Source organism: Fusobacterium ulcerans, from assembly GCF_003019675.1.
Lineage (GTDB): Bacteria > Fusobacteriota > Fusobacteriia > Fusobacteriales > Fusobacteriaceae > Fusobacterium_A > Fusobacterium_A ulcerans.
In genome coordinates this window covers 2,036,619-2,060,305 of sequence record NZ_CP028105.1, presented here as the reverse complement: position 1 = coordinate 2,060,305, position 23,687 = coordinate 2,036,619, and the positions used below count along the sequence as shown (strand labels likewise).

Sequence of the window (23,687 nt, the reverse complement as noted above, 5' to 3'; positions counted from 1 at the left end):
CCCCTTTAGTTTCCTGCTTTTACTTTTTGTTCCATTTGATCCAGTCTAGTTAAATATTCTTTTAACTTTTCATTTTCTAAAAGAAGTAGTTCAATTTCATTATTATTTGAATTAAATTTGTCATATACCTCATCAAATTTCTGTCCTAAAAATACTCTGTTTTTGTCTGCTTCTATTCCCAAAGATTCTTCAAGTTTTATAATTTCTTCTTCTTCCATTTTTAAAAATGCTACTCTTTCTTTTCCTATTTCAAAGGCTGCTCCAGCAGCTGCTATTCTAGCTTCAGGATTATTTTCACTTCGGAATACCTTCTCTTCAAGAGATTCATTCATATCTCTTTTGATTTCCTCAATTACTTTTTTCCCTTCTTTTTCCTTAGCTTTTTCTGCTGCTAACCTTGCTTTCTCTTCTGCTTTCTTTGCTTTTTCAGCCTCTTCAATAGCTTTTTGTTTTTCTTTTTCTTCTAATTGAATTTCTTTTCTTATTTCTTTTAATACTTTCATTCCTTCTTTTTCACTTATTTCTTGTGAATAAAGAATAGATCCCAAACTAGATAAAAGAAAAATTCCTATAACTATTTTTCTCATAAATCCTCCCTTTTTTATTCTTAAATATTTTTAATTTAAAATTTTTATTTCACTTATGTAATGATTTGATTTATTTATTCTTGCCATCAAGTATTTTTTTTCTTCATCTATAAATATTTTTTCAACTTTCCCTTCATATATTTCTCCATTTGTACATATTTTTAAAATTTTTTTATTTTTTTCAAAAGAATTCATACATATGATTTTTTCCCTAAATAGAATAGCCTCTCTAACAAATGGCTGAAGAATAGCATATTCAGAAAAAATTTTTCTGATTTTTTCTGAATCATTTTTTCCATCTATTTTTTTACTCAATTCTTCATAGTAAATTTTATTGGTCTTATTTAAATTAAATTGAAGATATTCATTTTTATTAAACTGAATATCACAATAACAATTCAAATTTTCTATTGAAAACTTCAATAAAATTTCATTACAAAGTTTTTCTTTGGTTATATCAAAATGTTTTTGATCCTCCTTTAAAGTCTTTAATACGAACTCAGGAACTGCAACTTTAATTTTTTCTTTCAAAATTTTCCTCCCAGATCATAAATTAAAACTTATGCTCAGAATAAAACTTTTAAAGTTTTAATAGTGATATTATACTGCATTTTAGTGCTTTTAATAATACAGGTAAATTCTAATTTTTAAGTTCTATTTTATGGATATTTTTTTTATGTTTTTATCTGTAATAAATAGTTTATTACAAGTAATTTCTTTATAATTTTAAAGAATATTATTGAAAATTTTATATGCTTTTTTTTAGAATAATTTTTATAAAATTAGTTCTTACTTTTTCAAAGAATACATATTATATCAACATATAAAAATTCGATTATTTTCTATAATTGTACAAAGTTTCATCGATATAAAAAGTATATTTTTATATAACTTTTTTATATATTTTAGAAATACATAAAATAATATCACACAAAACACACTTTAACAACATAATAAATTTATATTTTTTCATAATTAATAAATCAAATTCGATTATATTCAATTTTTTTTCTTAAAAATTTAACAAATTAATTTTCTTTTATTTTTTTTTATTTCAGTTTTAAAAAAATTTAACTTAGTACTATACATTCAATAAAATAAACTTGAATTTTTAAGTTGAATATAGTAATATTTAATTTGAATTATTTTATAAAAAATTGTCCATGGAACTTTTAGAAATTTTCTTTAAATATTTAAGTAGTTTTTCCAAAAAACTTTCAAAAGATTTTGATGTCATAATACTGAATTTACTAAGGAGAGTTTTTATGAATAAAAGAGGACAAGAAGTCAGATATATTAATCCTGACGATTTATTACACCTGAGAAATTATTTTAAAAATAATAAAAAAATAGTAATTCTTTCATTGATAAATATAGGAGTAAATGTTGGCCTAAGAATCTCAGATCTTTCTAGATTAAAATTTGAAAATATAAATCCAGACCATACAATAAAATTGAAGGAGAAAAAAACAAAAAAAATACGAAAGGTTAAGTTTAATTTAATATGTCAAAGGGCAATAGAAGATTTAAAAAAATACTATAAAGAATTGGGTTATTCATCAGAAAAAGGATTTTTATTTAAATCTCTAAATAGAAAATATGTAAAAGAACTATATGATAAACCTATTTCAAATGTTGGCATTTCTAAATATCTTAATAAAGCTAAAAAAGATTTAAATATTAGTTATCCTATTGGAACTCATTCACTAAGAAAAACATGGGGGCATAGAGTTTACAAGGGTACTCTTGATATAGCAATAGTAATGTCTATACTGAATCACTCTTCAGCAGAACAGACATTGAAGTACATCGGAATAGAAGAGGATAAAATAAATGAAATTTATGAAAGTTTTAAAATTTAAAATAAAATATTGATTTTAACGATGAAAATTTCTTAAAATAATTTTCTGACATACTTTTAATGATAAAATATCATCTATGGTATGTCTTTTTTTCACAACAAAAAAATGATATAATAAATATATTAATTTATATATTCAAATTATGAAATACTAATTTATAAATATTAAGGAGGAAATCATGAAAATAAGTATTATACTAATTGGAATTGTTTTTATGCTGACTTCTGCAATCTCTTATGCTTGTACAGGAATCAGTATAAAAACTAATGACAATAAAATGGTTCAGGCTAGAACAATAGAGTATGGAGAAGGAAATTTAAACAGTAAAATTATTATCTCTCCCAGAGGAAAAGAATTTCAATCCCTAACTCCACATGGAGAATTAAAAGGTCATAAGTGGAAAGCTAAGTATGGCTTTGCAGGGATTGCTATTATTTCAGATATGTTTATAGGAGAGGGAATCAATGAGGCTGGACTTAATGCTGGACTTTTTTATTTCCCACATTATGGAAGCCTTACAAAATACAGTGATAAAATTTCTAAAGAATCTGTAACAGATATGCAGTTAGTAACTTGGATACTTTCAAATTTTTCAAATGTTAAAGAAGTAAAAGAAGGATTAAAAAAAATCAAAGTAGTTAATATTGGTTATGACGAAAATGGAGAGCCTTTTCCTACAGCTCACTGGAGAATTGCTGATGCTTCTGGAGAAAATATAGTGCTTGAAATTATAAACAATGGAGAGATAAAAATATACAATAATGAAGTAGGAGTTTTAACAAATTCTCCTGACTATGACTGGCATCTAAAAAACTTAAATAACTATATTAATCTTTATTCAGGAAATGCCAAAAACTATACTATGAATAATCATAAAATATTTTCATTTGGAGCAGGAACTGGAGCATTGGGACTCCCAGGTGATATTACACCTCCTTCCAGATTTATCAGAGCTTTTTACTACTTGAATACAATGAAGCCTGCAAACACTTCTCAAGAAGGAATACAAGAAGCTTTTCATATTTTAAATAATTTTGATATTCCTATTGGAGCAGAATATCCTCCTGAACATAAAAAAGATATCCCTGATAATCTTTTAACTGTAACTCAATGGACATCAGTATGCAGTTTAAATGACAAAGAATTTTATTACAAAACTATGTACAACAGTCAGATAAGAAAAATAGATTTAAAGAAAATAGATTTTTCAAGAATAAATTATCAGGTTTTACCTATGGATCAAAGTTTTGAAGAGGGTGTTTTAGAGATAGATGTTAAATAAATATTAAATATATCAAAAAAGAGAATGACAAAATTCTAGTTTTTTGCCATTCTCTTTTATATTTTATTATTCCTATATTTTATTTATTTAAAAAATCTATTGCTAACTGAGATAAAGCTTTTGCATTTATTTTTAGATGCTTTTCATTCCATAGCAATCTTGGATGATGAAGCATAGATTCGATATCTTCCTGAGCATCTCTTACTCCTACAAGGAAGAAATTAGACGGCACTTTCTTTCCAAAATAAGAGAAATCTTCTGATCCCATAAGAGGTTCTTCCATCACTATTACATTTTCTTCTCCTACTATTTTCCCTAATGTTTTTTTTGATAATTCAAACATTTCATGATCATTTTTAAGTGCTGGATACATTCTATTTACATCAAAAACATAGGAAGCTCCATAAGAACTTGTGATTCCTTTTATGATATTTTCCATTCTATCTACAATTTCATTTGTAAGTTCTTCATCAAATGTTCTTATAGTTCCTTTTATGATTAATTTATCAGGAATTACATTGCATGCCTCTCCTGCTTTTATAGTACAACAAGATAAAACTGCTGGTTTGAGTGTAGATATATTTCTGCTTATTATATTCTGAAAATTAATTATTATCTGACTTCCTATTATAATAGGATCAATAGTCTTCTCAGGCTGTGAACCATGACCACCTACTCCTTGTATCATAATATCAAAAGAAGTAGTATGAGACATCATATCTCCATCTTTTATCATTATCTGCCCTGCTTTACATGCTGGCCATATATGGCATCCAAATGCTGCATCTACTTTTGGATTCTCAAGTATTCCAGCTTTTATCATAGGATCAGCTCCTCCTGGTCCTTCTTCTGCTGGCTGAAATACAAGTTTTACATTCCCTGCTATTTCATCTTTCAAATCATTTAATATCATTGCTGCTCCCAACAGTCCAGCAACATGTCCATCATGTCCGCAGGCGTGCATATTTCCTGCTATTTCAGATTTAAATTCACATCTGCTTTCTTCTTCTACAGGCAAAGCATCCATATCTGCTCTCAATAAAACTGTTTTTCCCTCTTTTTTTCCCTTTATTAATCCTACTATTCCTGTTGCTGCTATTTCACTTTCATATGGTATTCCTATTCTGTCCAGCTCTTTCTTTATTATTTCTGCTGTTTTAAATTCTTTAAACCCAAGTTCTGGAAATCTATGAAGCTCTCTCCTCATTTCCATTATTCTCTCTAAATACTTTTCTGCTAACTGCTCAATTTTTTCTTTCATTATATTCCCTCCTGATACATCATATTATAATCCAAATGGAAGTCCACAAGTAAAGAACACTGTAAGAAGAAGAATACTTGCTACAAGTGTTATTAGTGAATAAGGAATCATATTTGCTATCAAAGTTCCCAAACCAAAATTTTTATCATATTTTCTTGCAACTGCTAATATTAATGGTAGATATGGAAATAATGGTGAGATCATATTTGTTGAAGAATCTCCTATTCTATACGCCATCTGTGTAAGTGAAGGATCGTATCCCAGCAGCATAAACATTGGTATAAATACTGGAAAAAGAATAGCCCATTTTGCTGATGCACTTCCTATAAACAGATTTATAAAAGCAACAAGGAGAATATATGCTATCAACAGCGGCATACCTGCAAGCCCTAAATCTTTTATTTCACTTGCACCTTTTATTGCCATAATTATCCCTAGATTACTTTTAGAGAAAAGGCTTAAAAATTGAGCTGATACAAAAACTATAAATATATATCCTCCCATTTCTCCCAAAGTCTGTGATATCATTTTTACAGCATCTTTGTCATTTTTTATCTTTCCAGTAATTTTTCCAAAAACAAGACCTGGTATAAAAAAAGCAAGTGCCATTATAGGTATAAGTCCACTCATTAATGGAGATTTAGTTGATACAAGCGAACCTGCGTCATCTCTTAAAAAAGCTCCCTTTCCTATTGTTAAAAATACAATTACTGCCATATATATTATAAAAGAAATCCCAGCATATTTAAGTCCTTTTCTCTCTATGCTCGGCATTTCTTTTCCTTCATTTTCTTCTAATTTTTTTTCAGGAGCAGGAAATCTTGGCTCTACAAATTTTATTGTTACCCATGTGATAACAAATATCTGAAGTATCGAATTTGTCACATTAAAATAAATAGTCATAGCTGGGCTTTTAGTAAATGTTGGTGATAGAAGCTGTGCTGCTGGTATAGTAAAAGATGTGAGAAGAATATCATTCAAAGTTACAAATAATCCTGAACTAAACCCTATTGCTGCTCCAGCAAATGAAAGAAGCATTCCAATAATTGGATTTTTTCCAAGATTGAGAAATATAAGTGCTGCTAAAGGAGGGAGCACAATAAATCCCGCATCTCCTATTCCAGTAAATATAAGCCCCATTATTACAACTGTAAAATATATTAAATTGCTTGGTACTTTTTTTACTACAACAGTAAGAAGACATTCTAAAAAACCACTTTTATCTGCAAGGCCTATTCCAATCATTGCTACCAGTACAACCCCTAAAGGCGGATATGTTTGGAATACTGTTACCATACTTATAAGTATCTGCTTTAGATTTTCTTTATCTAAAAGATTCTCAGCAGTTATCATCTTATGTGTAAGGGGATGTTCTACTGCAACTCCTGTTTTACTGCATATAAAAGATATAATTAATACAGCTGCACATAATATCACAAATATAGATACTGGGTCTGGAAGTTTATTTCCAATTACTTCAAAATAATTTAAAATTTTATCCAATACACTTATACTTTTTACACCTGAAGCTTTTCCTTTTTGTCCACCATTGCCCATTCACTTTCCTCCTTGCAGCTCAATAAATGCCAATATTTCTCCAAAAGATATACAAATTTATTTTTAAAAAATATTATTTTAAAATATTTTTATCATAATTAAAAATATACTCTCCTAACGTAAAAAACTCAAATATATTAAATATATAATTTTGATTTTTTACCACAAATTCCATTTTTAAAATAAAATGGCAAATTTAAAAACTATTGTTTTGTTTTTACAGACAAATATTATATAATAACTTATAACAAATTTTTTACCGGGGGAATATAAAGGGGGAGTCGTCATGTATCAAAAGAATATCAAAGAGAATAATGAAAACAAAATATTTGAATATGTTTTCAACTCTAATCACAATTTTGTTATTAATGAAGTTGCTGAAAAAATGGATATGAGTTTTCCGACAGTAAAAAGGATAATAACTTTTTTTCTGGAAAAAAACATCATAATCGAAGAGGACAAAGTAGGTAGTGGAGTAGGAAGAAAAGCCAGAGAATATTCCTTTAATGACTTTTTCTGCCATTCTGTAGGGGTACAGATTTCAGAAGAAAAAATTAAAATGATACTTACAAATGCCAAAGGTATTGTTATCAAAAAGCATTCTAAAACACTTCAAAAAGGTGGACTTTCTATTACTGATTCTTTAATGGAAGAACTAGAATTCTTTTTGAGCAGATTATCTAAAACTATTTTTAAAAGTATTATTGGAATAGGAATATCTGTTCCCGGAATAGTAAATGAAGAGGGGAAATTTATAGAATTCAATTCTAAAAACAAAACTGATATTTCTATAATTGAAAAAATTAAAAAAAGATTCAATATCCCTGTTCTTGTAGAAAATGAATCAAACCTTTCTGCAATTGCTGAAGCTTTTTTAAGTGAAAATTCACTTTTATCAAATTTTACAGCTCTTACTCTTAATGACTATGTAGGAATAAGTTCTTTTACTAGAGAAAAAAATCAAAATGACTTTCACTTCAAAGCTGGAAGAATGCATCATATGATTGTAAACCCAGAAGGAAAATCTTGCGGCTGCGGTTCAAGAGGCTGCTGGGGAGCATATGTCTCTAATAAAGCTTTAGTTGAAGAATTTCACGAAGTATTTAAAAAAGTAAAAAAATATGAAAATATCTTTCAAGATGAATATTTAGAAACTGAGGAAGGTAAAAAAATATTGGATGAATATATCAAGTATCTTGCTATTGGTATAAAAAATCTGTTATTTTTCTCTAACCCAGAAAAACTTATAATCTCTGGTAAAATATGCCTTCAGCAGAAATATATAAAAGAAAGACTTTTAGAAGAAATATATACTGATCATATTTTTTATCGTGGAAAAGAAACTATAATTTTCTCTTCTTTTGAAGAAAGCTCAAGCCTTATAGGGGCTGCTTTATTTCCAATAGTAGACTCATTATTCTAAAATGCATCAAAGCTGCCTGCGGGCAGCTTTTTTATTTCAACTTCTTTCCTGTAAAATCATCATTCCTCTTTTCTCTTCCATAAAAAATATAGCTATTCCTTTCAGCAGATTTCTTCACTTTTTTAGAGTTTTCAAATTTTTTATCTTTATTTTTCATAATTTTAATTTGTTTAAAGAAAAATAATATTATCAAATATTTCTTTAGTTCTTAAACATTTTTCTTTACTCTATTTTTCAACTCTTCTCTATCCATTTTTTCCCTATATAATAGCTACTTCTTCACTTGACTTTTTCCCATTAACATGATAAAAATTTTATAGTTTAATTATAAAATATTTTGCTTTATAAAATATTTTTAACAAGGTATAATATAGAGTAATGATAATCAAAAAATTTTTAAAGGAGCAGTTGAGGATGGATAATATCAGAAAAATAGCAATATATGGAAAAGGGGGAATAGGAAAATCTACTACAACATCTAATTTGTCAGCAGCTCTAGCTGTAATGGGAAAGAAAGTAATGCAGGTAGGATGTGACCCCAAATCAGATTCTACAAAAAATCTCATGAAGGGAAAAAGAATTCCTACAGTTTTAGAAATGATAAAAGAAAAAGGGGAAGATTTAAAATTAGAAGATATAGTATATGAAGGATTCGGTGGAGTACTATGTGTAGAAGCTGGAGGTCCTACTCCAGGAGTGGGCTGTGCTGGTCGAGGAATAATATCTGCATTTGAAAAGCTTGAGGAGTTAAATGCTTTTGAAAAATATAAACCTGATATTGTTATTTATGATGTACTAGGGGATGTAGTCTGTGGTGGATTTGCTATGCCTATAAGAGGGGGATATGCCAGAGAAGTGTACATAGTGAGTTCTGGAGAAATGATGTCACTATATGCAGCTAATAATATAGCTATGGCAATCAGAGGTTTTGGAAAACGTGGATATGCTAAATTAAATGGTCTTATACTAAATTCTAAAAATATTGAAAATGAAATGGCTATTGTAGAAGAAGCTGTCAAGGAAATTGATACAAAGATTGTTCAATATATTCCTAGATCCCCAGAAATACAAAAAGCTGAAAATATTGGTGGAACTGTATTTGAAGCATTTACTCAATCAGAAATGCAAAAAGTATATCAGCAATTGGCAGAATATGTGTTAGCTCAAGATTATTAAAATATAAGAATGGAGATAAAATAATGAATGGAATAAAAATGGCTGAAAACCTAAAAAAACTAAGAGATGTAAAAAAAATTAAAGATGTAGAACCTTTAAGCAACGCATTGTTTCCTGGATACCACTGTCCTTTGATGGGAGCTATGCTTACAATCAAAGAAACGAAGATGCAATAATGATGGTCATTGGTCCTGATGAATGTACTTACTATACTAAAATGGCTACCAGCAGAATGCGTGGTGTAGGAATGACTGGAGCAGTAGGAGCTTCTGGAGGATTAGAAGGAAATATAGTTTCTTTAGTTTTAGATGGGCACGATGTCACTTTTGGATGCAAAGAAAAATTGGAAGAAGCTTTTGAAGAATTAGTAGAGGAATATCAGCCTAAAACTGTTTTCTTGGTCACTACCTGCGTTGTAGAGGTAATTGGAGATGATATTGATTCATTAGCTGAAATTTTTGAAGAAAGATATAATTTTCCTGTGAAAGTCGTTCATGCAGAAAACTTTAAAACTGATGATCATTTACCTGGAATACAAGATACAATGACTGTATGTGTTGATCTTATGGAAGAGCAGGAATGTAATGGAAGTGTTAATGTTCTTGGACAGCGTCTTGGAGATTTTAACAGATCTGAACTCTATAGAATATTAAAAGAGGCTGAGGTTCCAAAAGGATTACAATTACCTGGACATTGTACTTTAGAGCAAATAAAAACCGCTCCTTCAGCTAAAGTAAATATAATAGTCCATCCTATTGGACTTCCTCTTGCTAAAAAAATGAAAAAGAAATTTGGTACTCCATACATAATGTTTGAACGAATGTCTGCTCCAGATAATATTTATAATTCATATAAAGAATTATTTCAACTGCTTGAAAAACCACTTCCTGAAGAAGTAGAGATGTTGTATAGGACAGCTAAAGAAAAGGAGAAAGAAGTAAAAAATTCTATAGAAAAATTAAAATATTTCAGTGGTAATACTGCTCTTTCAACTTATGAATTTCATTCATATCTGATTGAACTAGGACTTGATCCTATTTTGATTCAAACTTCTGATATTCCATCAGAGGATAATCCCCATTTAAAAATTATTCTTGAAAAAGCAGATCCTTTTGTAACAAGAGCTGCTAATATAGGTCCTCTTAAATATCTTTATAGTGTATTAAAACCCGATCTAAGTATAGGAGCTGGAAATTCTGCTGAAATGAGAAAATATGGTGTAGTCCCTACTGTACTGACTAATGCATATAATATATTGGGGTTTGAAGTAAATAGTATGGTATTGGAAACTATTTCCAAAGCTAATAAAGATGTAAAATATTTAAAAGGGGGAGTTAAAAATGAGTTTATGTAGAAATTATCCTACTCCATCAAACAGAATGGCTGTTATGTGGAGTCTGATGCCTATAAAAAATTCTGTTGTTTTAGAATATGGTCCAGCTGGAACTACTCACTTTGGTGCTGGTTTTTATGGTTCTTTTGATATAGACTTGGAAAATTCATTATTTACTACTCATATAAGTGAAGATGATATTATTATGGGAGATGTATCAAGACTGGAAAAAGCGATACTTGAAGTAGATGAAAATTATAAACCTGAAGTTATCTTTATAGTTGCTTCAGCAGTAGTTGCAGTAATTGGAACTGATATAAAGGGAGTCTGTACATATATGCAGGATAAAGTTAAAGCAAAACTTATCTGTTTTGATGATGGAGGATTTGGCGGTGATTATACTATGGGGATAGAAAACACCTATACACTCTTTGTTAAAGAATTTGCACTTCCTGAAAATCCAATTAAAAATCTTGACAAATACAATATTCTTGGAGCTTCAGCTGCATCTTACAGAATAAGATCAGATATATGGGAAATAAAAGATCTAATGAAAAGATCTTTCAATATGGAAAATGGAGTGACCTTAGGTCTTGAAGCTGGAATAGAAGATTTAAAAAATATGGGAGGTGCAGCTTTAAATATCGTCCTTAGAAAAGAGGCCCTTCCAGCAGCAAAATTATTGAAAGAAAAGTTTGGTACACCATATATATACCAGTGTCCTTATGGATATACTGGAACATTAGAATGGATAAATGAGATGGCTGAAATATTATCCAAAGAAATTAATATTCCTTTTAAAAAACAGCTTGAAGAAAAAATAAAAGATGTCAGAGATATGTCCAGAATGATGATGGCTACTCGAATGAGAATACAGCCTACAGCTTCAATAATTGGTGATTATGATATAATAATTGGACTTAGTAATTTTTGCAAAGAATTTGGTTTCATAATAGATAAAAAAATCTGCAACCATTCTTTAAAAAATATTGATACAGAAAATGAAAATATAGTTTCCTACAAAAAAGAAAAAGATAAAATCAATGATCTTAAAAATATAAAAGGACAGCTTGTATTTGGTGATGAAATTTCTATTGGTATTTGTGATAATTCCAACACCAAAGTATGTGTAAGTTTTCCTTATCCCAGTAAAACACAAATAGCTACACATCTTCCATTTATGGGAGAGAGGGGGACAGATTATCTTATGGAGATAATAAGAGAATACTTTTCAAATATGAGATAAATTTAATAAAAAAAAGGTGAGATGGACATCTATATCATTCTCGCCTTATTTCTTATAAAAAATATTTTAGATTATAAATTTCCTATACGTTTAAATTTTCTCACGATAGAAAAAGGTAAAAGAAATTTATGTTTTTCTATAACTTCAAAAACATTTTTTAAAGGTATATGTTCTATATCTCTATCTCCAAGATTTTTCTTTTTTTCATCAGTTGTAAATAAAAACATTTTTATTTTTTTCTTCATATTATCAATTTCATCTAATTCTACTGGTGCATCATCACTTCTGACAATAATTCCAATTCTGTTTCCATCTGTATCCAGCATTTCAAAATCTATAAAAGAATATTTAGTATATTTTCTAGTAGGTGCAGCATAAAGATTTCTTGTTAATTGAAGATATACTATCAATACCCTTCTTATATCACAACTTCTAAATATTGTTGCCCATTTTCCAAGAGATATTCTTCCATTTCTATTTAATACTTCATCATTTAAAGGACTGCTTACAAATTCTTTCATAAGCTCCAATAAAATTTTATTTTTAGTTTTATATATAGGTTCCAGTTTAATCAGCATTTTTTCTACATATTTATATTCTTCTTCTGTAAAGCGACATCCAATTGCTCTATATATTTTTTCCTCACTAGCTTTTTTCCTTTTCTTTCTTTTGGCTGAAGTTTTTTTCTTAGCTTTTCCTTTAACAGCAGCTTGAGGCTTAGTTTCTGCTTTTACCATCTCTTTATCTTCCATATATTACCATTCCTTTTATAATTTTAGATAAGAACCCTCATTCTCACACTTCTTTTTTATTTTTATTTTTGACAGCTACATTTTTCTCATAAAATTCCAACAACTCTATCATAACTTTTCCATTTTTCTTGTATTTACTTTTCAATATTTCAAAATATTTTTTTACAAAGTCATAATCTTCCTTATCATATTTGTTGTCTAAAAAACGATACTTTTTCACTTTCTTTTTTTTAGTTGCTTTTACGGTTTTTTCAGTTTTTTCAGTCTTCATGATCCCCCTTCTTTCAAGAACCTTTCTAGATTAATTCTTTATTATATTTATATTAACTTATTAATTAATTATTTTAATATTATAAATAGTACTGATTAATGTTTTTATTTTAGCATATATTTTTATTTTAGGAAATTTATTTTCTCAAATCCATTATTACAGAAACTTGCCTTTTCTTTCTATAAAACTTTTTTTTATTTATATTTTCTTTAATAAAATTTCCTTGGAATAAAATCTTCCCCAACATTTTTCTTCTTTAATAGAATATATTTTAAATGGCTCTATTGATGGAATATTTTTTAATTTTTCTTTTAAAAATGGATATACTTTATCATTCATAATATTCAATGATTCTTGTGCTGGAGGGATATTTGCTGTATACAAATGAACACTGAGCATCTCTCTTAACCAATCCATTACTTGTTCTATTACATCTATATTTTTACTGTTTTTATATAATCTTTGTAAAACTTTAAACTCATCTTCTGTAAAATATTCCCATTCTCCTCCAGATGAAAAATCTTCAAATTCAAGTATACAATGGGGAATACACTCAATAAACATATATGAATAGTCATCAACATACTCAAATTCTGGAAAAGACCACAGTTTTTTAAAAAGAACGTCCCATTCAGCTAGATTTTCTCCTGCTTCTTTTAAATATTCTTCTAAAGCATAAATTCCATATGCTGTTCTCCCTATAATAGAAATCTCTTTAAACATTTTATCTCTCCAAGTTTTATCACATTTAATTTATTTTTAGATTTCATATTTCTTAATTGTTTTTTATTATACCATATTTCATAGAAAAAAACTCCTATTTTTTGTCATTTTTACCTTTTTAGAGAATATTTTCTATGATATAATTTTTGACTTTTGCTCTATTTTATTTTTTTCTTTCTAATATTTTATTTCATTTCTTGGAATTTAAAAAAACATTTTTAAACAAATATGCTTACAAAATAAAAAAACATTTTCTTTAATAAAAAGATCTATTTTTTAAAGGAAATACAATAATCTACTTGTAATAGTAATATATACAAAAATAAGGAGGAATTAATCATGAAAAAAATATCAATTTTTACATTAGCACTTTTAACTACAGTTCTTTTAACAGGTTGTGGTGAAAAAACTATAGAAAGTGCAAAATCAGAAACTACTCAAAAAGTTGAAGAAGTTAAAACAGAAACTGGTAAAAAGGTAGATGAGGTTAAAGAAGAGGCTGATAAAAAATTAGATGAAACTAAAGATGCTGTGGATAAGAAAGCTGAAGAAATCAATCAAAAAGTAGATGAAACTAAAGACGCTGCTGCTCAAAAAGTAGAGGAAATAAAAACTGAAGCTGCTAAAACAGCTGAAGAGGTAAAAGCTCAAGCTACTGAAAAAGTTGAATCTCTAAAAAATGAAGCTACTCAAAAAGTGGATGAAACTAAGGATGCTGCTGCTCAAAAAGCTGAAGAATTAAAAAACAAAGCTGACCAAAAAGTAGAAGATGCAAAAACAGTCGTTAAAGAAAATACTGATAAAGCTGATCAAAAAATTGACGAAACTAAGGATGCTGCTTCAAAAAAATTAGATGAACTTAAAGAAAAAGCTCTTCAAAAAACTGAAGAAACTCTTGATAAAACTGTTAATAGTGACACTGCAAGTCAATCTTAAAAATTAATAAAATAAATAATGAGGATGACTAAAAACCATCCTCATTTTTATTATTCTTCCCCAATATCTTTTATATAAAATGCATATCCTTTGAGTTCCTCTTCTCCCTTTTCTACACAAGCTAAAGATTTATCAATCCATAGTTCCATCCATTCAAAAAACCTCATACTTTTTCCAGTTTTTTCACTTGTTAAGGGATAAACTCCAGCATCATTAGCAAAATCAAAATACCATACATTTCCATATTCTTCTCCTTTTACAACAAGGACACTATACATTCCACATCCTTCATGTGTCAGAAAAATAATTCCTCTTACAGATTTTTCATATATTTCATTCAGAAATTGCTCCTGTTCCTCTTCATTTTCATCATCCATCTCATCCATTGTTTCATATACTTCAAACAATTTTAAAGGTTTATCATATGTGTATGGAAATTCCATAGATAAATCCATTAAATTATTATCATTATCTTCTAATTCAAGGAGTCCATAAAATGGTCCTGCTCCTCCATTTCCTATATTTTTTAAATATTCTCTATATTCATCTGGCAAAGTTATTTGATTTTTCTCTTCAAAGTTTTGTATCTCTTCCTCTGTAAGCTTTGGATTTATTATATATTCATGTGAACTTGAACCAAAAATAGAAAAATCTTTATCCAGCTTTATTAGTTTTTCTAATTTTTCCTTAATAATTTTTATCTCCATATTTGCCCCCTTCTATTCCAGTATAATTATTTTAAGTATATCATATTTAGGGTTTTTATTTCTGTTTTATTTTTAAAGGAAAGGATTCTTATTTCTTGTAAAATTTTTTAAATACAATAAATATTTTTAAAGGAGTCTGCTTATGCTGTTTTACACATATCAGTATTTTGAAAATCAATCTAAAATAAATAATATTTTTAAATATTTAATAGGGTTTGTTATTTTACTATTCTTTTTCTTTACAATAATAAAGTACTTACAAAACAGACTTTCATCTAAATATCGTGACCTTATTATTATTTCAATATTGAGTATTATTCTTATGCTTGGAATAGAATATACTCATTACAGCAGAAGTAAAGCTGTATCTGCTCAAACTTCACAAGCAGTCTATTTTTTAAAAGAATTGAGCAAAGAGGAAAATATTCCTATTGAAAAAATATTAGCCAACAGCACTTATTTATATAATGGCATGATTATCAAAATGAATGAAGACTATTATCGGGTAAATTTCAACAATAGTTTTCAATTTTATTCATTGGATAAAGTTAAACTTTTAAATTTAAATATAGAGATAATTGATAAATAGGAGAAGATGAATATGATTTCTTTTTATGATGTTTTTATTAAATTAGGATTAGGAATACTATGTCTGACTTTTCAAATAAATCTAATGGGTAAGGGGAATCTAGCCCCTACATCTGCTATGGATCAGGTACAAAACTATGTTCTTGGCGGAATTATTGGAGGGGTTATATACAATCGTTCCATTACTACTCTGGAATTTTTTCTGGTTCTTATAATCTGGACTCTTTTGATATTTGGACTTAAATTTATAAAGATACATAACAGATATGCAAAAAGATTATTAGATGGACGCCCTGTAACATTAATACTAAATGGAAATATACTTACAGATGAATGTATGAAGTATGGCATTTCAGCTAATGATTTAACTTTCAAACTTCGTTCTGCTGGAGTATATCATATAAGCAGTCTAAAAAGGGTTGTCCTTGAACAAAATGGACAATTTACTATAGTGCAAATTGACGAAAAAGATAATATTAAATATCCCCTTATAGCTGATGGACAGATAAATGAAGACGTTTTGGAATTAATCCAGAAAGATAAAGAATGGGTGTTTGAAAAGCTTAAAGAATCAGATTTTGAACTTTCTCAAGTCTACATTGGAGAATATATTTCAAAAAAACTTATCATTTATCCATACAAAACAGGAAAAAAATAAATTAATTTTCTAAAAAATTATCTCACAATTTTAGCCCTAAATCACTCTAAAGAAAAAATAAGATTGACTGCACCTTATAAAACAAAGTATACTCTTATAAAGTACTGATTGGAGGTATGCTTATGTCATATAGTTTTAAATATGGATTTAGAGAAAATTTACTTATTCAGCAAAAAGTTTTAAAATCAGAAAAAGATCTTCAGGAACATGAATTGGAAAATATATTTTATGAACTGGAAAAATTTTTTAATCTTAATTTTCTGGAATTGGAAGAAATAAAAGATGAATACTATGTTGGAGATGTAATGGAACTTTTATCAAAAGTTAAATCTCAAAAAATCTATTTTTCTCTGGAATACACACGTTACCAAACTCTTGAAGAAAAAAGAAAATGCCTCTTAGATAATATCAAAATATTACTAGATGTGGAAGATACAAAAGACAATTTGATTATAGAATAAAGGGGGCAGTTAATGTTGAAGAAATGTTGGTTTTTATTGTTAATTATTTTAAGCTTCAGTGCTTATGGAGAAGATAATAATTCTCTTTACCAATTAGAAAAATTAAGATATGAAATTGAAAAAGAGCAGTACAAAGGAGAATATGTTATCATTGGTAAACTTAATGATATTATTGGAGAAGGAACAGTTAATCTAAACCCAGAATTTTTTGTAATGAACTTTGGACTTAAAACTGAAGAAAGTTCAGTAGCATTTGGAAATGATAAAGAGAACAAAATAAAGGCTTCTGAAGAGAATGCTAAAACTATTAAAGAATTTAAAGATTATCTTATCTCAATTGGGGTAAAACCAGAAAATATAGCAACAACTAGATACACTTCTAATACTGCTTCTAAATCAGTGGTATCTCAATCAGCAAGTGTTAACCATGAAATAAAAGTAAAATTTGATATTTCAACAGATGTTGGAGCAGTTCTTAAAAAAATTGAACCTACTGATATAAGATATATTGGTGATATAGTTTATGGAGTATCAGAAAAAACTAAAAAAGAAGCAAAACTAAAAGCTTATGAAATTGCCATGGAAGATGCTGTTAATCAGGCTAAAATACTTACTAAAACTGGAAACAGCCAGCTTGGAGATCTTAGAAATGTCTATGAAAATAAAGGTGCTTCTGTAAATAGAGTTGAAAACAGAATTGCAAACTTCAATATGAAGGCTAAAAGCACTGAATCAATAAGCAAAAGTGAAGCTCCTATTCCTATTTCAGTAACTCAGGATTTTAAAATTTCTGTAACTTTAGTTTGCTCTTTTGATATGGTAAAAAAAGTAAAATAATTCTACATAAAAAACTGCCTTACATAGTAGAGAAATTTTTATTATCTTATCTCTCTCTATAAAGGCAGTTTATTATTTTGAAATCATTTACATCTCAATAACTACAAACTCTTTTTAATTTATAAATTTATTTTATCTCCTTAAAATTCTATCAGCTACCATAGCAGCTCTTTTATTCTCAAGAACATCATGGACTCTCACTATATCTGCACCTTTTTCTATTCCTATTACAGTTGTAGCAACAGTTCCTTCCACTCTCTGATCTACAGGAGCATCATTTAATATTGTTCCTATAAATCTCTTTCTTGAAGTTCCTAAAAGTATTCTTCCTAAATCTCTTAATTCTTCCATTCTGCTTAATACTTCCAGATTAAGCTCTATATCCTTTCCAAATCCTATTCCTGGATCAAGTATTATTTTCTCTCTGTCTATCTCATACTTATCTGCTATTTCATATGTTCTCTTAAAAAATTTTCTCATACTTAAAATTATATCTTTTTCATATATTTTATTATTTTGATTGTGCATAGCTACAAGGGGAACATCATATTTTTTTACTAGCTCAGCCATTTCTCCCTTATCATACTGCAATCCCCATATATCATTGACTATATGTGCCCCAGCTTTTAATGCTGCTTCTGCCACTTTATACTTGTATGTATCTATGGAAATTATTGTATCAAGTTCTTTGCTTATTCTTTCTATCACTGGAACTACCCTTGCTATTTCTTCTTCCTCAGATATCTGCTCATGCCCTGGTCTTGTTGATTCTCCTCCAATGTCTATTATATCTGCCCCATCTTTTATTAATTTTTCAGCCTGTTTTACAGCTATCTCTATATTATTGTACTTTCCTCCATCTGAAAAAGAATCTGGTGTTACATTAAGTATTCCCATTATTAAAGTTCTCTTTCCAAGTTCAATCTCTTTGTCTCTGCATTTAAGTAACATTTTTCTCCTTTCTTTTTTCTAATTTTTTTTGAATAAAAATACCTCTACATATAGATTTTAATATAAGTAGAAAATAAAAACAAGAAAATACTGAAAAATAATTCTTGACATAGCAAGTAATTAATTATATAATCAAAATATAATAATTGCAAATTAAAAGTTATTACAAAATAAAGTAATTCAAATTAATTAAGGAGGAATAATATTATGTCGTTAATTGGAAAAAAAGTATCAGAATTTAAAACAATGGCCTACCATATGGGAGACTTTAAAGAAATAACTAATGAATCTATGAAGGGGAAATGGGCAGCTGTAGTATTTTATCCAGCAGACTTTACATTTGTATGTCCTACAGAGCTTGAGGATCTGGCAGAACATTATGAGCAATTTAAAGCTGAGGGGTGTGAAGTATATTCAGTTTCTACAGATACTCACTTCGTGCATAAAGCATGGCATGACACATCAGACAGAATAAAGAAAGTACAATATCCTATGCTTGCAGATCCTACTGGAAAATTAGCTAGAGATTTTGAAGTTATGATTGAAGAGGAAGGTTTAGCTCTAAGAGGAAGCTTTATCATCAATCCTGAAGGAGTTATTGTAGCTTATGAAGTACATGACAACGGTATTGGAAGAGAAGCTGGAGAACTGCTTAGAAAACTTCAGGCTGCTAAATTTGTGGCTGAGCATGGAGAAGTTTGCCCTGCTAAATGGAAACCTGGAAGTGATACTATAAAACCAACTATTGATCTTGTTGGAAAACTTTAAAAATACAAAAGAGGAAGACTGACAGAGATTCATTCAGAAGTCTCCTCTTTTTTTAGATATAGAAAGGAAACGATATGGAAAGAATATACGATTTAATAGTGATAGGAGGAGGACCTTCTGGATTGTCAGCAGGAATATATGCTGGAAGAGCCATGATGGATGTCCTTATTATAGAAAAAGATAAAGCTGGAGGACAGATATGTCTGACTAATGAAATAGTCAATTATCCTGGAATAACTGAAATATCTGGAAGTGAATTTGGAGCTCAGCTGAAAAAACAGGCTGAAAGCTTTGGAGTTGAATTTATCTCTGATGAAGTGAAAGATATGAACTTTTCACAAGATATAAAAACTGTAAAAACATCTTCTGGAGAATACAAAGCTCTTTCAGTAGTTCTTGCTACTGGTGCTTCACCTAGAAAACTCAATTTTCCTGGAGAAGAAGAATACACAGGAAGAGGGGTAGCATATTGTGCTACTTGTGATGGAGAATTTTTTACTGGAATGGAAGTTTTTGTAGTAGGAGCTGGCTTTGCTGCTGCTGAAGAAGCAATATTCCTTACAAAATATGCTACAAAGGTTACTATAATTGCAAGAGAACCTGAATTTACTTGTGCTAAATCAATAGCAGAGAAAGTTTTAAATCATCCTAAAATAGAGGTTAGATTCAATACTGAACTTCTTGAAGCTAAAGGAGATATCCAATTAAGAAGTGCTGTATTCAAAAATAATGTAACTGAAGAAATATCTGAATACAAAGCTAAAGATGGAAAATCTTTTGGAATATTTATTTTTGTAGGTTATGAGCCTCAAAGTAAACTTTTCAAAAATCATATAGAACTTGATCAATATGGCTTTATCCCTACTGATGAAGATTTACAAACTAATGTAAAAGGTGTATATGCAGCTGGAGATATCAGACCTAAAAAACTAAGACAGCTTGTTACTGCTGTGTCAGATGGTGCTGTTGCTGCTGTAAATATTGAAAAATATGTCCATGATTTAAGAGAAAAACTCGGACTGACAAAAGAGGAAAAAGAGAGCAAGAGTACTTCTCACGCTCAAGTTAAAGAAGTGGAATTGCTTGACAGTAGTCTAAAAGAACAGCTTGGAGATATTGTTTCAAGATTCGAAAATAATATTGAGCTTGTTGTTGTAAAAGATTCTGCTGTGGAAAAATCTTCAATGATTGAGGCTATGGTAAAAGAAATATCTTCTGTTTCTGATAAATTGAAATTCAGCTCTTTTGAAAAAGGTGAAAATCCTGAACTTGAAAAGAAAATAAAAGCTGACAGATTTCCAACAATAGCTATTTTAGATAAAAATGGAGATTTTTCAGGAGTTAAATTCTCTTCACTTCCTAGCGGACATGAATTAAATTCCTTTATCCTTGCTATGTACAATATAGCTGGACCAGGACAGAAAATATCTGATGATACTATGAAGAACATTCAGAATATCTCTTCTCCTGTAAGTATAAAAATAGGAATTTCACTTAGCTGTACTAAGTGCCCTGAGACTGTTCAGGCAGCACAAAAAATAGCTATAGAGAATAAAAATGTAAATGTTGAAGTTATTGATGTATTCACATTCCCTGACTTCAAAGAAAAATATGATATTATGAGTGTTCCAGCTATGATAATCAATGACAAAGATATCTTCTTTGGACAGAAAAACATAGATGAAGTAATTGAAACACTAATGTAGTTGATATTGAAAAAGAGCAATCTGATTAGAGACTGCTCTTTTTATTATATAAAAAGAAGAACATATTTCTACATTCTCCTTCATATTTTAACTCAATATTTCATTTTCTTTTTCGTCTACAGTTTCATCCAAAGCTCTCTTTAGATTAAAAATGCTCTTTCTCTCTAAAGGATGAACTACATTGGGAGCTATTTCACACAATGGATCAAGAACAAAGCTTCTATCACACATCCATGGATGAGGTACAGCCAGATCATCATCTTCTATTACTTCTTTATCAAAAAGAAGTATATCAATATCAATAATTCTAGGTCCCCATTTTTTTATTCTCTTTCTTCCCATCTCCTCTTCTATTCCCAAAAGCTTTTCTAAAAGCTCATGAGGGTATAGAAGCGTTTTCACTTCAAGACAGGCATTGAGAAAATCATCCTGTTCTTTTACTCCAAAGGGTTCTGTTTCAACAATAGTACTTACTTTTCCAACACTTGTATTTTTAAGCTCTTTTATCTTTTCTATAGCAGTGAGAAGATTTTGTTTCTTATCTCCCATATTAGATCCTATAGAAAGATACACTGTATGTCTTTTTCTTGTTATCTCTACAGCTACATTTTCAAAATGCATCTGCAAAGGTGCCCAAGGTTTTTTTACTGTCACTTTTACTTCAGAAATCAAAGGATACTTACTTAATATCATCTCTGCTATATCTTCAGCACAAGTTTCTATCAAATCTATGCTTTTTCCAGTAAATATTTCTCCTATATCATTAGCTACAAGTCCATAATGAGTAGACTTTTTCAAATTACCAGTTTTTCCAGCTTCTCTAGTTGATGTTGTCATCTCTGCTGAAACTAAAAACTTTTGTCCCAGCTTCTTTTCTTCTGGAAATACTCCATGATATGCTATGAATTCAAGGTTGTTGATATATATTTTATCCATGACATTCTCCATAAAATTTTATTTTAGCAGTGAAAGAATCTCCATTCTTCTCACAGCATCATCTTCAAATACACCTCTGTAAGAAGTTGTTATTATCTCACTGTTTACTTTCTTTTCTCCTCTCATAGTCATGCACATATGCTTAGCTTTTATGATTATCATTACCCCTTGGCAATTAAGAGTTTCATATATTGCATCAGCTATCTGAGCTCCCAGTCTCTCTTGTATCTGAGGTCTTTTAGAAAGTATATCTATTACTTTTATTATATCACCAAATCCAACTATTTTTCCATTTGGAATATAGGCAATATCTATTTTCCCAAATATAGGCAGAAAATGATGTTCACACATAGAATAAAAATCTATATTTTTTTCTACTATGAGATCATTCTTTTCCACTTCAAATGTTCTTTTAAGTACATCTTCAGGATTTTGAAAAAGTCCAGAAAAAAGTTCCCCATAACTTTGTGCCACTCTTTTTGGTGTATCTTCCAATCCCTCTCTTTTTACATTTTCTCCTAAAGCATCCAGTATATCTCTAAAGGCATTTTCTATCTTATCTACATCTATTTTTTTCATTTTTCTCCTTTGAAATTACAGATCCAATTTCAAATCTCCATCTTTTATCCAATTTTTCTTTCTCATAAAATTAGCTATGAGAAGTGTAAGTACAGCTGGAAGAATAAAATGAAGCATTAGGATCCCTATATAAAGAGATGCTCCTCCTCTTCCTAACCCTTCCATGGTAGAAAGAGTACCAAATTGTCCTACTAGTCCACTTGTTCCCATTCCTGCTGCTATTGGAATATTTTGATATTTCAATATTACAGTTGATACTGGTCCTAATATAGCTGAAGCCAATGTAGGAGGTATCCATATTTTCCAGTTCTTAACAATATTTCCTATTTGCAGCATAGATGTTCCCAGTCCTTGTGCTACAAGACCTCCCCATCCATTTTCCTTAAAACTCATCACTGCAAATCCAACCATTTGTGCAGAGCATCCAACTGTAGAAGCTCCTGCTGCTAATCCGCTCAGCCCCACCATCATACACAGTGCTGCACTGCTGATGGGAAGTGTTAATGCTATCCCTACTACTACTGATACTATTATTCCCATATAGAATGGCTGAAGTTCTGTTGCATACATTATGAAAGCTCCAAATGCCTCCATAAATCTTGCCACTCCAGGCCCTACATAATATACAACCAATGCTCCTGTAAGGATAGTAACTGCTGGAGTCACTATTATATCTATTTTTGTTTCTTTAGATACCATTTTTCCAAATTCTGCTCCAACTACTGCCCCTATGAAAGCTCCTACTGGTCCTCCATAAATAGCTCCTGCTGCTCCAGTTATTGTAGATGAAAACAATACGAGATGAGGTGCCTGAAGTCCATAGGCAACTGCTACTCCAATAGCTGGTCCTGTCATATCTCTTGCTATTTTCCAGATAACATCTGTAAGAAAAGTTATTCCTAGTTTTCCACCTATTGTATTAAGTATAGTTCCTATAAGAAGTGTTGAAAAAAGTCCTAAAGCCATATGGCTAAAGGCATCTATACAGTATCTTTTTACTGTTATCTCTATATTTTTCCTTTTAAAAAAACTTTTTAATGATTCCACTTTCTTCCCCTTTATTCTTTATGAGAAGAGCCTGATTTCT

The 23,687-nt window shown here is 29.4% G+C and carries 26 protein-coding genes; 14 read left to right on the top strand and 12 right to left on the bottom strand.

Going from position 1 to position 23,687, the window contains the following annotated elements:
• Positions 1-5: 5 nt before the first annotated feature.
• Positions 6-587, bottom strand: a complete 582-nt coding sequence (locus C4N20_RS09625) for a hypothetical protein (RefSeq protein ID WP_005979467.1) — start codon at positions 585-587, stop codon at positions 6-8.
• Between the two features lie 30 nt (positions 588-617).
• Positions 618-1,118, bottom strand: coding sequence for a hypothetical protein (locus tag C4N20_RS09620; RefSeq protein WP_005979465.1), 501 nt, complete (start codon positions 1,116-1,118; stop codon positions 618-620).
• A 734-nt stretch (positions 1,119-1,852) separates the two neighbouring features.
• On the opposite strand from C4N20_RS09620, the gene C4N20_RS09615 reads away from it, so the two are divergent.
• Both C4N20_RS09615 and C4N20_RS09610 read left to right on the top strand, forming a co-directional pair.
• On the top strand, positions 1,853-2,449 hold the full coding sequence (locus tag C4N20_RS09615) for a tyrosine-type recombinase/integrase (RefSeq protein WP_005979463.1): 597 nt from the start codon (positions 1,853-1,855) through the stop codon (positions 2,447-2,449).
• A 178-nt stretch (positions 2,450-2,627) separates the two neighbouring features.
• Positions 2,628-3,731 (top strand): linear amide C-N hydrolase, encoded by a 1,104-nt coding sequence (locus C4N20_RS09610; RefSeq protein WP_005979460.1) that lies wholly within the window; start codon positions 2,628-2,630, stop codon positions 3,729-3,731.
• Positions 3,732-3,810: 79 nt separating this feature from the next.
• Here C4N20_RS09610 and C4N20_RS09605 read toward each other — a convergent pair whose 3' ends face one another.
• Together C4N20_RS09605 and C4N20_RS09600 are read right to left on the bottom strand one after the other, a co-directional pair.
• The gene (locus tag C4N20_RS09605; RefSeq protein WP_005979458.1) at positions 3,811-4,992 is read right to left on the bottom strand and encodes a M20 metallopeptidase family protein; all 1,182 of its coding nucleotides are present in this window, start codon (positions 4,990-4,992) and stop codon (positions 3,811-3,813) included.
• Between the two features lie 24 nt (positions 4,993-5,016).
• Complete coding sequence (locus C4N20_RS09600) at positions 5,017-6,549, bottom strand: AbgT family transporter (RefSeq protein WP_005979456.1); 1,533 nt, start codon at positions 6,547-6,549, stop codon at positions 5,017-5,019.
• A gap of 286 nt (positions 6,550-6,835) precedes the next feature.
• Between C4N20_RS09600 and C4N20_RS09595 the strand changes: the two genes are divergently transcribed.
• The 5 genes from C4N20_RS09595 to C4N20_RS09580 all read left to right on the top strand — a co-directional run bounded on the left by C4N20_RS09595 (position 6,836) and on the right by C4N20_RS09580 (position 11,727).
• Entirely contained in the window at positions 6,836-7,972 is a 1,137-nt protein-coding gene (locus tag C4N20_RS09595; RefSeq protein ID WP_005979454.1) for an ROK family protein, read from the top strand.
• A gap of 414 nt (positions 7,973-8,386) precedes the next feature.
• Entirely contained in the window at positions 8,387-9,148 is a 762-nt protein-coding gene (locus tag C4N20_RS09590; RefSeq protein WP_005979452.1) for a nucleotide-binding protein, read from the top strand.
• Between the two features lie 23 nt (positions 9,149-9,171).
• Positions 9,172-9,324: a hypothetical protein gene (locus C4N20_RS16500; protein WP_167537214.1), complete on the top strand. Its 153-nt coding sequence runs from the start codon at positions 9,172-9,174 to the stop codon at positions 9,322-9,324.
• Positions 9,324-10,502, top strand: a complete 1,179-nt coding sequence (locus C4N20_RS09585; protein ID WP_040490820.1) for a nitrogenase component 1 — start codon at positions 9,324-9,326, stop codon at positions 10,500-10,502. The genes C4N20_RS16500 and C4N20_RS09585 overlap by 1 nt, the downstream gene beginning before the upstream one ends.
• Positions 10,489-11,727, top strand: a complete 1,239-nt coding sequence (locus C4N20_RS09580) for a nitrogenase component 1 (protein ID WP_005979450.1) — start codon at positions 10,489-10,491, stop codon at positions 11,725-11,727. Before C4N20_RS09585 ends, C4N20_RS09580 begins: the two co-directional genes overlap by 14 nt.
• 71 nt (positions 11,728-11,798) lie before the next feature.
• Here the strand turns inward: C4N20_RS09580 and C4N20_RS09575 are convergent, their stop codons facing one another.
• From C4N20_RS09575 to C4N20_RS09565, 3 genes are all read right to left on the bottom strand, one after another.
• Positions 11,799-12,479 carry a hypothetical protein gene (locus C4N20_RS09575; RefSeq protein ID WP_005979448.1) on the bottom strand — a complete coding sequence of 227 codons (681 nt, stop codon included), beginning with the start codon at positions 12,477-12,479 and terminating at the stop codon, positions 11,799-11,801.
• A gap of 43 nt (positions 12,480-12,522) precedes the next feature.
• On the bottom strand, positions 12,523-12,750 hold the full coding sequence (locus tag C4N20_RS09570; protein WP_005979446.1) for a hypothetical protein: 228 nt from the start codon (positions 12,748-12,750) through the stop codon (positions 12,523-12,525).
• Between the two features lie 198 nt (positions 12,751-12,948).
• Positions 12,949-13,473 (bottom strand): hypothetical protein, encoded by a 525-nt coding sequence (locus tag C4N20_RS09565; protein WP_005979444.1) that lies wholly within the window; start codon positions 13,471-13,473, stop codon positions 12,949-12,951.
• A 339-nt stretch (positions 13,474-13,812) separates the two neighbouring features.
• Between C4N20_RS09565 and C4N20_RS09560 the strand changes: the two genes are divergently transcribed.
• Positions 13,813-14,409, top strand: coding sequence for a hypothetical protein (locus C4N20_RS09560; RefSeq protein ID WP_005979442.1), 597 nt, complete (start codon positions 13,813-13,815; stop codon positions 14,407-14,409).
• A gap of 50 nt (positions 14,410-14,459) precedes the next feature.
• On the opposite strand, the gene C4N20_RS09555 is transcribed toward C4N20_RS09560, so the two are convergent.
• Entirely contained in the window at positions 14,460-15,116 is a 657-nt protein-coding gene (locus C4N20_RS09555; protein WP_005979440.1) for an SMI1/KNR4 family protein, read from the bottom strand.
• Positions 15,117-15,258: 142 nt separating this feature from the next.
• On the opposite strand from C4N20_RS09555, the gene C4N20_RS09550 reads away from it, so the two are divergent.
• The 4 genes from C4N20_RS09550 to C4N20_RS09535 all read left to right on the top strand — a co-directional run bounded on the left by C4N20_RS09550 (position 15,259) and on the right by C4N20_RS09535 (position 17,660).
• Complete coding sequence (locus tag C4N20_RS09550) at positions 15,259-15,705, top strand: DUF3290 domain-containing protein (RefSeq protein WP_005979438.1); 447 nt, start codon at positions 15,259-15,261, stop codon at positions 15,703-15,705.
• 12 nt (positions 15,706-15,717) lie between these two features.
• A complete protein-coding gene (locus C4N20_RS09545; protein WP_005979436.1) occupies positions 15,718-16,362 on the top strand; it encodes a DUF421 domain-containing protein in 645 nt (214 codons plus the stop codon).
• Between the two features lie 122 nt (positions 16,363-16,484).
• Positions 16,485-16,823 carry a hypothetical protein gene (locus C4N20_RS09540; RefSeq protein ID WP_005979433.1) on the top strand — a complete coding sequence of 113 codons (339 nt, stop codon included), beginning with the start codon at positions 16,485-16,487 and terminating at the stop codon, positions 16,821-16,823.
• Positions 16,824-16,835: 12 nt separating this feature from the next.
• The gene (locus C4N20_RS09535) at positions 16,836-17,660 is read left to right on the top strand and encodes an SIMPL domain-containing protein (RefSeq protein ID WP_005979431.1); all 825 of its coding nucleotides are present in this window, start codon (positions 16,836-16,838) and stop codon (positions 17,658-17,660) included.
• 132 nt (positions 17,661-17,792) lie between these two features.
• Here C4N20_RS09535 and folP read toward each other — a convergent pair whose 3' ends face one another.
• On the bottom strand, positions 17,793-18,611 hold the full coding sequence (gene folP / locus C4N20_RS09530; RefSeq protein WP_005979429.1) for a dihydropteroate synthase: 819 nt from the start codon (positions 18,609-18,611) through the stop codon (positions 17,793-17,795).
• A 207-nt stretch (positions 18,612-18,818) separates the two neighbouring features.
• Between folP and ahpC the strand changes: the two genes are divergently transcribed.
• Positions 18,819-19,379: an alkyl hydroperoxide reductase subunit C gene (gene ahpC / locus C4N20_RS09525; protein ID WP_005949472.1), complete on the top strand. Its 561-nt coding sequence runs from the start codon at positions 18,819-18,821 to the stop codon at positions 19,377-19,379.
• 74 nt (positions 19,380-19,453) lie between these two features.
• Positions 19,454-21,085 carry an FAD-dependent oxidoreductase gene (locus tag C4N20_RS09520; protein ID WP_005979427.1) on the top strand — a complete coding sequence of 544 codons (1,632 nt, stop codon included), beginning with the start codon at positions 19,454-19,456 and terminating at the stop codon, positions 21,083-21,085.
• Between the two features lie 87 nt (positions 21,086-21,172).
• On the opposite strand, the gene folK is transcribed toward C4N20_RS09520, so the two are convergent.
• The 3 genes from folK to C4N20_RS09505 are packed head-to-tail and all read right to left on the bottom strand — an operon-like array spanning position 21,173 to position 23,647.
• The gene (gene folK, locus C4N20_RS09515) at positions 21,173-22,021 is read right to left on the bottom strand and encodes a 2-amino-4-hydroxy-6-hydroxymethyldihydropteridine diphosphokinase (RefSeq protein ID WP_005979424.1); all 849 of its coding nucleotides are present in this window, start codon (positions 22,019-22,021) and stop codon (positions 21,173-21,175) included.
• A gap of 18 nt (positions 22,022-22,039) precedes the next feature.
• On the bottom strand, positions 22,040-22,600 hold the full coding sequence (folE, locus tag C4N20_RS09510) for a GTP cyclohydrolase I FolE (protein WP_005979422.1): 561 nt from the start codon (positions 22,598-22,600) through the stop codon (positions 22,040-22,042).
• 15 nt (positions 22,601-22,615) lie between these two features.
• Positions 22,616-23,647, bottom strand: a complete 1,032-nt coding sequence (locus C4N20_RS09505; RefSeq protein ID WP_005979420.1) for a PTS sugar transporter subunit IIC — start codon at positions 23,645-23,647, stop codon at positions 22,616-22,618.
• Positions 23,648-23,687 lie beyond the last annotated feature (40 nt).